Here is a 252-nt window from a genome sequence, read left to right on the forward strand (position 1 = left end):
ATTATGCCCTATATCAACAAACCACGGAAATGTTGCTCAGCTTTAATCGCGATTTAAGCCAAAGTAATCTCGTTCAAGTCCAGCAACAAAGTCGCCAAATGGCCGCGGAATTTGGTTTTTACTCCGCTCAATCCATCACGTTTAACGCCAACGATAAATCATTACAATTTTCAAGGCTATTACAAAGTTTAGATTCAAATGAGTGAAACTTGCACTAGTGCTAGCCAGACCGCCTGACAACAGGTAAAATGT

At 40.5% G+C, this 252-nt stretch carries 1 protein-coding gene; it reads left to right on the top strand.

Features of this window, described 5'->3' with window-relative positions; translation table 11 throughout:
* A partial coding sequence (locus tag AAEY79_RS15765) for a hypothetical protein (RefSeq protein WP_352289567.1) occupies positions 1-206 on the top strand: 206 nt, incomplete at its 5' end.
* Between the last annotated feature and the right edge of the window lie 46 nt (positions 207-252).

This window comes from Psychrobacter sp. GW64-MNA-CIBAN-0177, from assembly GCF_040309585.1.
GTDB classification, from domain to species: Bacteria; Pseudomonadota; Gammaproteobacteria; order Pseudomonadales; family Moraxellaceae; genus Psychrobacter; species Psychrobacter okhotskensis.